We start from the raw sequence: 12381 nt of genomic DNA, 5'->3' as shown, positions 1-12381 counted from the left end.
TGGAGCTTTAAAATTTGACTTTTACAACTCTATGTATTTAATATTCGATACCGAAACAACCGGATTACCAAAACGCTGGGATGCCCCGATAACCGATTCTGATAACTGGCCTCGCTGTATACAAATTGCGTGGCAGCTTCATGACGAAATGGGACAGCTCATCGAACATCAGGATTATTTGGTAAAACCAGAAGGATTTAATATTCCGTATGATGCCGAGCGTATTCACGGAATCTCTACTGAATTGGCTGAAGCCGATGGAATCACTTTGGCCGAAGTTTTAGAGAAATTCAATATTGCCTTAAGCAAAACCAAATTTATCGTTGGACAAAATTTAGGTTTCGACGTTAATATTATGGGAGCCGAATTCCATAGAATGGGAGTGGAGTCTCAAATGAGTTCAATGCCTGTTCTGGATACTTGTACCGAAGTTACGGCTTCATTATTACAGCTTCCTGGAGGTCGTGGAGGAAAATTCAAACTTCCAACTCTGACCGAATTACACAGTTATCTTTTCGATCAGCCTTTCGCGGAAGCGCACAACGCAACTGCCGACGTTGAGGCAACTACGCGTTGTTTCTTAGAATTGGTTAGAAGAGAAGTTTTTACAAAAGAAGAATTAGACGTTCCGAAGGAATATTTCAAAGAATTTCAGGAAAGAAATGCTGAGCCATTTAAGTTAATTGGTTTAAAACATATCAACTTAAAAGCAGCTTCTGATAAAATCAGAGAGCAGCTTAAAGCTTTAGCTGGAGAAGGGCAGCAAAATGTCGTTTCAGAAGAAGATAAAGCCGATTTCAAAGCAGCGAAATTTGCGCATTTACACAATCATACGCAGTTTTCGGTACTTCAATCGACTATCGGAATTGGGAATATAGTTGCCGCTGCCGCTAAAAACGGAATGCCAGCCGTTGCCATGACCGATACAGGAAACATGATGGGAGCTTTCCATTTTGTGAGTGCTGTAATGAACCACAACAAAGCGGCTTCTGGAAAAAATAAAGCTTTGGTTGAAGCTGGAGAAGAACCAACAGAAACAGAAGTAAAACCCATTGTTGGCTGTGAGTTTAATATCTGCGAAAACCATTTAGATAAAAGCAAAAAAGACAACGGTTATCAGGTTGTTTTAATGGCTAAAAATAAAGCGGGTTATCACAACTTGGCTAAAATGGCTTCGATTGCTTATACAAACGGATTTTATTATGTTCCTAGAATTGACCGCGCGATTGTGGAGCAATATAAGGGAGATATTATGGTTTTGTCGGGGAATTTATACGGAGAGATTCCGAGTAAAATTCTGAATATTGGTGAGAACCAAGCCGAAGAAGCTCTGATTTGGTGGAAAGAACAATTTGGCAAAGATTTCTATCTAGAAGTGATGCGCCACAATCAGGAAGATGAAAATCGGGTCAATAAAACCCTGATTGAGTTTTCAAAAAAACATGATGTTAAGTTAATTGCGACAAATAACACCTATTACTTAAATAAAGAAGATGCCAATGCGCACGATATTTTGCTTTGTGTAAAAGACGGTGAAAAGCAGGCAACGCCTATTGGACGCGGACGTGGTTATCGCTACGGACTTCCAAATCAGGAATACTATTTCAAGTCGCAAGACGAGATGAAAAAACTCTTCGCCGATTTGCCCGAAGCGATTATCAATATTCAGGAAATTATAGATAAGGTCGAAATTTATTCGCTTTACCGTGATGTATTGCTTCCGAAATTTGATATTCCAGAAGAATTTATGGTACCCGAAGATGAAGAAGATGGTGGTGTAAGAGGGGAAAATAAATACTTGAGACATCTTACTATGGAAGGTGCCAAAAGACGTTATGGCGAAATAACCGAATCGATTCAAGAGCGTTTGGATTTTGAGTTAATGACGATTTCAAACTCAGGTTATCCAGGTTACTTTTTGATTGTACAGGACTTCATTGCCGAAGCTAGAAAAATGGACGTATCAGTAGGGCCAGGTCGTGGATCTGCAGCGGGTTCGGCCGTTGCATACTGTCTGGGAATTACCAATATTGACCCTATTAAATATGATTTGCTTTTTGAGCGTTTCCTAAATCCTGACCGTGTATCGATGCCCGATATTGATATCGATTTTGATGACGAGGGTCGTGGTCGTGTAATGGATTATGTAATCAACAAATACGGTCAAAAACAGGTTGCGCAGATTATCACTTATGGTAAAATGGCAACCAAATCGGCAATTCGTGATACGGCGCGTGTACTGGATTTACCATTGTTTGAAGCCGATAGAATTGCAAAACTGATTCCAGGAATGATGCCGTCAAAGTGGAATTTGGCGCGTTTTATTTCTGAGAGTGAAGAGGAAGTTAAAAAAGCGCTTCGTTCTGACGAATTTGACAATGTAAAAGAATTAATAGCGATTGCCAATGAAGATGATTTGGCAGGAGAAACCATTCAGCAGGCAAAAATTCTGGAAGGATCGATGCGTAATACGGGAATTCACGCCTGTGGGGTTATCATTACGCCATCGGATATTACAAATTATGTTCCTGTAACAACAGCAAAAGATTCTGATTTATATGTAACACAGTTTGATAACTCGGTGGCAGAAAGTGCCGGATTGCTGAAAATGGACTTCTTGGGTCTGAAGACCCTTACGCTGATAAAAGATACCGTAAAACTGGTAAAATACAGAACAGGAATTGATCTAGATCCAGATAATTTCCCGATTGATGATGAAGAAACGTATGCGCTTTTCCAAAGAGGTGAAACCGTTGGAATCTTCCAATATGAGTCGCCTGGGATGCAGAAATACATGAAAGATCTGAAGCCAACGGTTTTTGGAGATTTAATTGCCATGAACGCATTGTATCGTCCGGGACCTTTGGAATATATTCCGTCTTTCGTTCGAAGAAAAAATGGTGACGAGGAGATCAAATACGATTTAGATGCCTGTGCAGAATATTTATCTGAAACCTACGGAATTACGGTTTACCAAGAGCAGGTAATGCTTTTGTCTCAGTCTTTGGCAGGATTTACAAAGGGTGAGGCCGACGTCTTACGTAAAGCGATGGGTAAGAAACAAAAAGACGTACTGGATAAAATGAAGCCGAAGTTTGTTGAACAAGCGGCTGCAAAAGGTCATGATGCAAAGGTTTTAGAGAAAATCTGGAAAGACTGGGAAGCTTTTGCGAGTTACGCCTTCAACAAATCGCACTCGACTTGTTATGCTTGGATTGCGTATCAAACGGCTTATTTGAAAGCGCATTATCCTGCAGAATATATGGCAGCGGTACTTTCAAATAACATGAACGATATCAAACAGGTTTCTTTTTTCATGGAAGAATGTAAACGGATGGGATTACAGGTTTTAGGTCCAGACGTAAACGAATCGTACTATAAATTTACCGTAAACGATGACTACGCAGTTCGTTTCGGAATGGGAGCGATTAAAGGTGTAGGTTCCGGAGCTGTCGAAACTATTGTAGAAAACAGAAAAGACGGAAGATATAAATCAATTTTTGATTTGGCGAAACGAATTGATTTACGTGCTGCCAACAAAAAAGCAATTGAAAATTTAGCACTGGCTGGAGGTTTTGATTCTTTTGAAGGAACAACGAGAGCGCAATATTTCCACGATGATGGCGACGGAATTACATTCTACGAAAAGGCAATGCGTTACGGATCGAAGTTTCAGGAAAACGAAAATTCGTCACAGGTGAGTTTGTTTGGAGAAACCAGCGAAGTACAGATTGCAGAGCCAGTTGTTCCTCCATGTGAAGACTGGAGCACAATGGAAAAACTGGCTAAAGAAAAAGAGGTTGTCGGAATTTATATTTCGGGTCATCCGCTTGATGATTTTAGATTTGAAATGAAATACTTCTGTAATGCTCGTTTAGAAGCATTAAAAAGCATGAATGAATATGTAGGTAAAAATCTAAATTTTGCCGGAATTATCAATAACGTACAGCATCGTGTAGCCAAAAATGGAAAAGGTTGGGCGGCTTTCAACTTAGAAGGGTATGACGAAAGTTACGAGTTTAAGATTTTTGGTGAGGAATATTTAAAATTCCGCCACTTCTTAATTCAGAACAATTTTGCCTTTTTGAAAATATTAATCAAAGACGGATGGGTAAACCATGATACAGGTAAAAAGTCGGATCCTAGAATGCAATTTGTAGAGATTCGACAATTGCAGGATATTTTAGAAGCTTTCGCTAAGAAATTGATCGTATTATTGAATATCAAAGATCTTCATCCTGAATTTATTCATAAACTGAGCCATTTGTTTGCTGAATACAAAGGAGAGAATTCAGTGACTTTTGAAATCATGGAGCTAGAAAAAATAAAGCGATTGGTCGAGGTAGAAACTCCAACCGATTTTGAAGCTGAAGATGCTGTTTTTGAAGCCGAAAATGAAAATGAAGATAGTGCGATGGAAGACACTAAGATTCAAGAGGTAAATGAGGTTGAAGAAATAAAAGTAGTCACCAAATTAACCATGCCGAGCCGTCGTTTGAAGGTTAAAATTTCTGCTGAATTATTGCAGGAGTTGGAGAAAATGCAGATTAATTTTAAATTGAACTAAAAAATTAACAGTTAAAATTTAAACACATGTTAATTTTTTATGTTAAAAATATGCATGCATAATAGTTTTTTAGTAATATTGCCCAAAATTACAACGTTTTCGTTCCAAGTCTAACTTTACAAGCTGTAAGAATGTGTTAAAATGTTCTAAGTTTGTACTAATCAATAAATCAAAATTATGAAAAAGAACCTATTTTTATTAGGGTTATTAGTTTGCTCTATGGCCACAATGGCGCAATCAGAAAAAGCAGAAAAACCAGAAAGCTGGTATTTTAAATTGGGGGGATCTTATTTTATTCAAACAGCTGCTACAGAATTTCCAATTGTAAATGGTGCATTGCCTAATACAGATGTTTATGCGGCAGATGGTACAACTTTAATTTCGAGAGAAACAAATCATGGTTCATTTGGAGAAGGATTTCGTACAGGTATAACTGCAGGATATCGTTTTTCAACTCGTTTGGGAGTAGAAGTAGGATTTAACTATTTCAGTAGCGCTAGTAAAACTATGGTTGAAACTACTAACAGATTAGTTGCTGCTGGTCCTGTATTTGCTACTGGAAAAGCAGTAGGAAAAATTCAGGCTTTTGATGTTGCTCCAGCTCTTGTGTTGTTTTTAGGAGAATCTCACGGTTTTGAACCTTACACGAAAGTAGGAGTTATTGTACCTGTTCATGGAGATTTGACAATTAAAACAAATAGAACTTATACAACCCCAGCAGGTACTGTCAATAGTTATGCTAAAGATGTAGTAAAACCTAATCCAACAGTTGGATTTTTGGCTGCATTAGGAACATCTTATAAATTAGGAACACACATTGCTGTTTTTGGAGAGTTAGAATACCGTAACTTTACTGTTCACGGAAAAACAAAAGAAACTGAAGTATATACAGAAAATGGAGTAGATAAATTAAATACACCAACTAATTTCCGTCCTGATGCTTCATACTCTGCAAGTCATACGAAATATGTTGATCAAATTAATACAACTTCAAACAGTAAAGTAACTAATGCTGCAGGATTTGATAATACAAGAGCTACAGATGATATTAGTTCTTATGTTGGAATTTCTGGTTTAGGTTTGACTTTAGGTTTAAGATACAGCCTATAATTTTCCAATTTTTTTTATAGTTTACAAAAAGAGGATATTCGAAAGAATATCCTCTTTTTTTTTGAGTCTTGTCTGTGATCCTTCCTTCGTCAGGATGACAAATTGTATTTTAATTGATAATTATAATTTCGAATCTCTAAACTCCTTCAAAACTTGATCAATAACCCAAGTGGTTCTGGCGCCAGAAGTACCTTTTGATGGAGAAGCATTTTCATTCCCTAAAAGTTCAGCAATAACAGTTTCAATAAACGGCTGTTGAATGTGAAGCGGGTTTTCTATTGTAATGCTTTCTTTTTCTCCATTTGTATATTGAATATGAACGGGATCATTTCCAAAAGTAGAAAACGAGATTTTACCTTTATCGCCTACAATTTCAGTATTATCATAACGTTCAAAACTCGCAAAATTCCATAGACCAGATCCGTGAATTCCGTTTTCAAATAAGAATGACATTGAAACAGCATCTTCGGCAGGATAAGCCATTAACTGAGAAGTGGCATGTCCGCGAACTGATTTTATCGGACCTAAAACAAAATCTAGGAAATCTAAAGTGTGGCAAGCCAAATCGACAAAAATTCCACCTCCAGAAATATGTGGTAGAACTGTCCAAGGAAGATTGATTTCGTCATCATAACGTGCTTCAAAAGGATGGTACAAAACACAATTTACGTGTCTGATAGTTCCTAATTTTCCCTGATCGATTATTTCTTTAATTTTTAAAAAACGAGGCAAAGCCCTTCTATAATAAGCAACAAACAAGGGAACATTATGCTCTTTGCAAGCGCTAATCATTTCGTTGCATTCTTCAAATGTCAAAGCCATTGGTTTTTCTACATAAACAGGTTTTCCAGCTTTGGCGCATAAAATAGTGTATTCTTTATGAGAAGATGGAGGAGTAGCTATGTAAACAGCATCAACTTCTGGATCATTTATTAGATCTTCAGCGTTAGAATACCATTTCGGAACATTATGGCGTTTGGCGTAATCTTCGGCAAGAGCCGCATCTCTTCGCATAACCGCAACTAAAGCAGAATTTGGAGCTTTCTGAAAAGCTGGTCCGCTTTTAACTTCGGTTACATTTCCACAGCCAATAATTCCCCATTTTATAATTTTCATGGTTTAAGTTTTAAGTTTCTCAAATTTAAAAGAAAATTAGCCACGAATTCACGAATTTTTTGATCTGAATGTTTAAAAAATCTGTATCGAATTATGCGAACTAATTTCACGCAGATTTAAAATAATTTTAGCAGATGCTCGCAGATTTTTTTAATTCAATCTGCTAAATCTGCAGAATCTGCGTGAAAAAAAATAAAAGCCACAGATTGAAGAGATTTTCACAGATTTTTTAATCTATCTAATCCTTTTAATCTGTGGCATAAAATAAATAAGCCACGAGCTCACAAAAATAATTCGTGAATTCGTGGCTAATAAAAGCTTAGTTTAAAGTCTTACTTTTTCGGTAAAGCTTTAAAACCCATATTGTAAAGCGTGAAAGCTTGAATGTCTACATTTTCCTGAATTGTAGCTGCAACAGATTTTCCTGCTCCGTGTCCTGCTTTAACATCAATTCTAATTAAAACCGGATTTTCTCCTGTTTGTTTTTCTTGTAACTCAGAAGCAAATTTGAAACTATGTGCAGGAACAACACGATCGTCATGATCTCCCGTAGTTACCATTGTAGCAGGATAATGAGTTCCTTTTTTTACATTGTGTACAGGCGAATATCCTTTTAAGTATTCAAACATTTCTTTGCTGTCTTGAGCAGTTCCGTAGTCAAAAGCCCATCCTGCACCTGCAGTAAAAGCATTGTAACGAAGCATATCCATAACCCCCACAGCTGGTAAAGCTACTTTCATTAAATCTGGACGCTGTGTCATAGTTGCACCGACTAATAAACCTCCGTTAGATCCTCCGCGAATAGCTAAATAATCAGAAGAAGTATATTTTTGAGCAATTAAATATTCTGCAGCAGCGATGAAATCGTCAAATACATTCTGTTTTTGAAGTTTCGTTCCCGCATCGTGCCATTTTTTTCCATATTCACCGCCTCCTCTTAAGTTCGCTACAGCATAAATACCTCCGTTTTCCAACCAAACTGCATTTGCAATATTGAAACTTGGAGTTAAAGAAATATTGAATCCGCCATAACCATAAAGAATAGTTGGATTTTTACCGTCTAATTTTGTTCCTTTTTTATATGTAATAATCATAGGAACTTTTGTACCGTCTTTTGACGTATAGAAAACCTGTTTAGATTCGTAATCTTCGCTTTTGAAATCTACTTTTGGTTTTTGATACACTTCAGATTTACCAGATTTTGGCTCCAAAGCATAGATGCTTCCTGGAGTTGTATAGTTAGTAAAGCTGTAGTATAAAATTTTATCTTCTTTTTTACCGCCAAATCCGCCTGCAGTTCCAACAGCAGGAAGTTTGATTTCACGAACTAATTTTCCGTTGTAATCATATTGCTGTACAAATGAAACAGCATCTTTTGTATAATTAGCAAAGATATAACCAGCACCAGTTGAAGGAGATAAGATATCTTTGGTTTCTTTAATAAAATCTTTCCAGTTTTCAGGTTTCGGATTTGCTGCGTCAACCGTTACGACACGTTTGTTAGGAGCATTAAAGTCGGTTTCGATAAACAATTTGCTTCCTTCATTGTCAATAACACTGCTGTCGCTGTTAAAATTGTCTACGATTGTAACAATTGGACTGTTCGGCTTTGTCAAGTCTTTAATGTACAATTCATTTCCGTAAGTCGAATTAGCAGCTGTAATTACCAAATAACGATCGTCTTCAGTAACATATCCGCCTACATATCTTCTTTTTTGATCTGCTCCAAAAATTACTTTATCGTCTTTTTGAGAAGTTCCCAGTTTATGGAAATACAATTTGTGCTGATCTGTTTTAGCAGATAATTCACTTCCTTTTGGTTTTTCGTAACTAGAGTAGTAGAAACCTTCATTTTTGTACCACGAAATACCACTGAATTTCACATCAACTAAAGTATCTTCTACAACTTTTTTAGAAAGCGCATCTATGATGATTACTTTTCTCCAGTCGCTTCCGCCTTCAGAAATTGCATAAGCAGCTTTGCTTCCATCTTCAGAAAAGTCAAGACCGCCAAGAGAAGTTGTTCCGTCTTTAGAAAAAGTATTCGGATCTAAGAAAACTTCTTCTTTTCCGTTTGCATCTTTTCTGTAAACTACAGATTGATTCTGAAGTCCGTTGTTTTTAGAGTAATAAGTAAATTTCCCTTCTTTATGTGGAGCTCCTATTTTTTCGTAATTCCATAGTTTTTCCATTCGCTTTTTAAGTTCTTCGCGAAACGGAATTTTATCTAAATAAGCATAAGTAACTTCATTTTCAGCTTTTACCCAAGCACCGGTTTCGGCAGACTTATCATCTTCTAACCAACGGTACGGATCGCTTATTTTAGTATCAAAATAAACATCAACAGTTTCTCCTTTTTTGGTTTGTGGATATTGTATTTTGCCTTGTCCAAACGAAATTCCTGCGGTTGTAATTGCCATTAATAAAAATGTTTTTTTCATAGTTAGTTTTATCTGTTGTAACAAAAATAGCACTTTTTGTGAGATTGTTGTGTTACTAACCGCAAAGAACGCAAAGAGTTTACGCAAAGCATGCATAATTAATCTCGCAAAGACGCGGAGGCGCAAAGTTTTAAAATTTCTTTGCGGCTTGGCGTCTTTGCGAGAATCTTTTAATCGTCATTTTATAAAATAAAACTTAGCGAACCTTGCGTAATACTTTGCGCTCTTTGCGGTTAAATTTAAAATTATAAATTGAAATTAACCCCCAAAACGATGTTTCTTCCAATATTCGGAATTCCGTCTGTTTTTAATCTAGAAAGGTGTGCAATATATTTTTTATCAAATAAATTGTTTCCGTTAAGGTTAAGGTCGAAAGCCGTTTTTCCTAGTTTGACCGTTCCTCCAAAACCTAAATTCACCAAAGTATAACCTTTAGAAGCTGTTTCGAAGCCGCTTACATTATCTTGATTGAAAGTAGAAGAAACATTCAAAGATGCAAAACCTTCGCTTAGCCAATTTTTGATATTAAATTCAGTTCTAAGCGTATTATTCCAATTATTTGCAGGAATCAAAGGAAGATAATCTTTGTTGTCTTTTTTACCAGTAACCGTTTCAAAGCTCGTTTCAAAATGCAACCAATCTAATGGATGAGGGTGAAAATGAAGACCAACTTCTCCACCGTACAACTGTGCATTATCCTGAATGTAAGCAAAAACATCATTGTCTTCTAAAACTTCTCCCGTTGGCGAAGTGTAGATATAGTTGTTTACGCGATTATAAAATCCGTTTACAAAGAATTCAAAATGAGAGTTTTTATATTCTAAGTTCAAATCAGTCTGAACATTTTGTTCTGTTTTCAGATTTGCATTTCCAATTTCGTAACGATTTGTTCCTTCGTGAACACCGTTTGAAGTCAATTCTGCCAAATTCGGCGCTCTAAATCCTGTTGCAACATTTAAACGGAAAGTTAAAGGCTCAGCAAATTTTGTTTTGTAGCCTAAAGAAGCATTAAAACTATCAAAAGAACGATCTAAAGCTTGAAAATAGCCTTCTTCACCTTCAGTTCCGTGTGCGATAGAAGTGATGTTTCTGTTGTCAAAACGCAATCCAGCTTGAATAACGCTATTATCCCATTCGTAATTGGCAGTTCCAAAAACTCCAAAATCGTTCGTTGTAGCATCTGGAATTAAATATTCTTCTCCTGAATTTTTGTTGGTCTGATGCATTCCTTGAACGCCAAAAATAGTTTCTATTTTTCCGAATTTAGGAAAATGATATTTCGCATTATAATTGAAAGTATTCAATTTCATGTGTAAAGAAGCATCATTGCTATCTTCAAATTCGCTTCTATCATTAGCGATGTATCCTAAATCGACATGTAGTTTTGAATTTTCAAAGAAAATCACATTATTCAAACTTAATAAATGATTGTAAATTCCTTGTCTCGGAAATTGAGTGTCTTTGCTCGAAGATTGTTCTGCAATTCCATCTTCTGGAATTCCAATGTCCAGTTTGTTAAAATTATATCTAACAACGCTAGAAAAAGTAGAGTTGCTGTACCCGATTCCAGTTTTAAAATCAGTTTCGTTATAGCGTGAATTGGTTACGCGATCGCCGTCAGCAATTTTGTAGTCAGAATGTGTGTTGTAGCTTCCTCTCGCTAAGAATTTCCAGTTGTCAGTAGAAGTTTTCAATCCGATAGACGAATTGCTTCCTTGTGTATTTGTAAAATATTTTTGACTGAAATTGGCTTTAAAATCGCCTGCATCTGCAAATTTTTCAGGATTGAAATATAAGACACCTCCCAAAGCATCAGAACCATACAATAATGAAGCTGGGCCTTTAATAACTTCAACACTTTCTATTCCTGCATCGTTTAAACCTAAACCATGTTCGTCTCCAAACTGCTGGTTTTCGATACGAACGCCTTGAGAATACACCAAAACACGATTACCGCTAAGTCCGCGAATTACAGGTTTTCCGATAGAAGTTCCTGTAGAAATCTGAGAAACTCCAGGGATTGTCGCTAATCCTTCAATTAAAGTTGAGGTTCCTTTTTGCTGTAATGTTTTAATGCTTTCGTGCTCAATTTTCATTACGTTTTGCGATTGCAGTTTGTTAAAAGGCGTTGAAACCACTACTTCGTCCATTTCTAAAATGGATTCTTCAAGAGTGATGTCTAATGTGTTTTGTTTTAATAATTTAGCAATCGTTTTGTTTTGATTGGCATATCCAACATAAGTAAAAGCAATACGTAAGGTTCCATTTGGAAGATTATTCAATTCGTATTTTCCGTTTGCGTCTGTTGTAGTTCCTTTATGCAATTCTGGAGCATAAACAGAAACTCCAGGCAATGGATTATTCTGATTGTCAGTTACGGTTCCTGAAACCGAATTTTGAGCAGTAAGTATGCTCGAAAACCCTAAAATAAGGGCTATTATAAATTTTTTCATTTGAAAATGATGCTATAGTTAAATGGAATTTTTTCTTCGAATGAAAAACCAAAAGCCAACAATAAAGCATTCTGATCCTAATGGATAAAAATAGGATTAGGAAACTCAATGTTATTTGAATTTTAAATTAAAAGAAATGTGATGTTTTTTCGAATAATCGAAACTTAAGAAACTATAGCGGCAGGCGGCCCCCGTAAGAAATACGAAGTGGTCGAAATTGAAAAAATCTTCTCTGAAAATGGGAAGAAATAAGGGGTTTCTCTATCAAATGAATGAAATGCAAAAGAAAAATCTTGTGGAAGAATAAAAGATTCAAAAGCAAAATGGCAAACAAAACAAACGTCATAATCATGATGCTGATGCGTTATTTCGCCGTTCGGATCATTGTAATTATGATGGCACTGTTTTTCTGAAAGCTGCTTTACAATATGCTCATAACTATGTATAGACTGAAACAATATTGAGAACAATATCGTGACAGCAAAAGATAAACTTAGTATGAGCTGCTTTTTCTTCATTTACTGCAAAGGTATAAAACATAAAAAGATAATTGATTTATTTTTGGCTTTTCCAGTCGATTTATTGAAAAATACGCAGCAATTAATTTTATTAGCAGGTAAAATAAGAATATTTGCATTTCTTAGTGTTGCTAAAAGCATTGTATTATATTTGTATATGAAATAAATAAACACAT

General features: G+C 36.1%; 6 protein-coding genes. 2 read left to right on the top strand and 4 right to left on the bottom strand.

Annotated features, from left to right (window positions below; translation table 11 throughout):
• Nucleotides 1–31 precede the first annotated feature (31 nt).
• On the top strand, nt 32–4567 hold the full coding sequence (gene dnaE / locus AC3Y25_RS01835; RefSeq protein WP_489901549.1) for a DNA polymerase III subunit alpha: 4536 nt from the start codon (nt 32–34) through the stop codon (nt 4565–4567).
• A gap of 177 nt (nt 4568–4744) precedes the next feature.
• The gene (locus AC3Y25_RS01830) at nt 4745–5677 is read left to right on the top strand and encodes an outer membrane beta-barrel protein (protein WP_489901548.1); all 933 of its coding nucleotides are present in this window, start codon (nt 4745–4747) and stop codon (nt 5675–5677) included.
• A gap of 120 nt (nt 5678–5797) precedes the next feature.
• Here AC3Y25_RS01830 and AC3Y25_RS01825 read toward each other — a convergent pair whose 3' ends face one another.
• The 4 genes from AC3Y25_RS01825 to AC3Y25_RS01810 all read right to left on the bottom strand — a co-directional run bounded on the left by AC3Y25_RS01825 (nt 5798) and on the right by AC3Y25_RS01810 (nt 12205).
• Nucleotides 5798–6793 carry a Gfo/Idh/MocA family protein gene (locus tag AC3Y25_RS01825; RefSeq protein WP_489901547.1) on the bottom strand — a complete coding sequence of 332 codons (996 nt, stop codon included), beginning with the start codon at nt 6791–6793 and terminating at the stop codon, nt 5798–5800.
• Nucleotides 6794–7125: 332 nt separating this feature from the next.
• Nucleotides 7126–9234, bottom strand: coding sequence for a prolyl oligopeptidase family serine peptidase (locus AC3Y25_RS01820; protein WP_489901546.1), 2109 nt, complete (start codon nt 9232–9234; stop codon nt 7126–7128).
• A 245-nt stretch (nt 9235–9479) separates the two neighbouring features.
• Complete coding sequence (locus tag AC3Y25_RS01815; RefSeq protein ID WP_489901545.1) at nt 9480–11687, bottom strand: TonB-dependent receptor; 2208 nt, start codon at nt 11685–11687, stop codon at nt 9480–9482.
• Between the two features lie 164 nt (nt 11688–11851).
• The gene (locus AC3Y25_RS01810; protein WP_489901544.1) at nt 11852–12205 is read right to left on the bottom strand and encodes a hypothetical protein; all 354 of its coding nucleotides are present in this window, start codon (nt 12203–12205) and stop codon (nt 11852–11854) included.
• Nucleotides 12206–12381 lie beyond the last annotated feature (176 nt).

Source organism: Flavobacterium sp. LK-23 (genome assembly GCF_058135255.1).
This window is presented reverse-complemented; position numbering and strand designations above follow the sequence as displayed.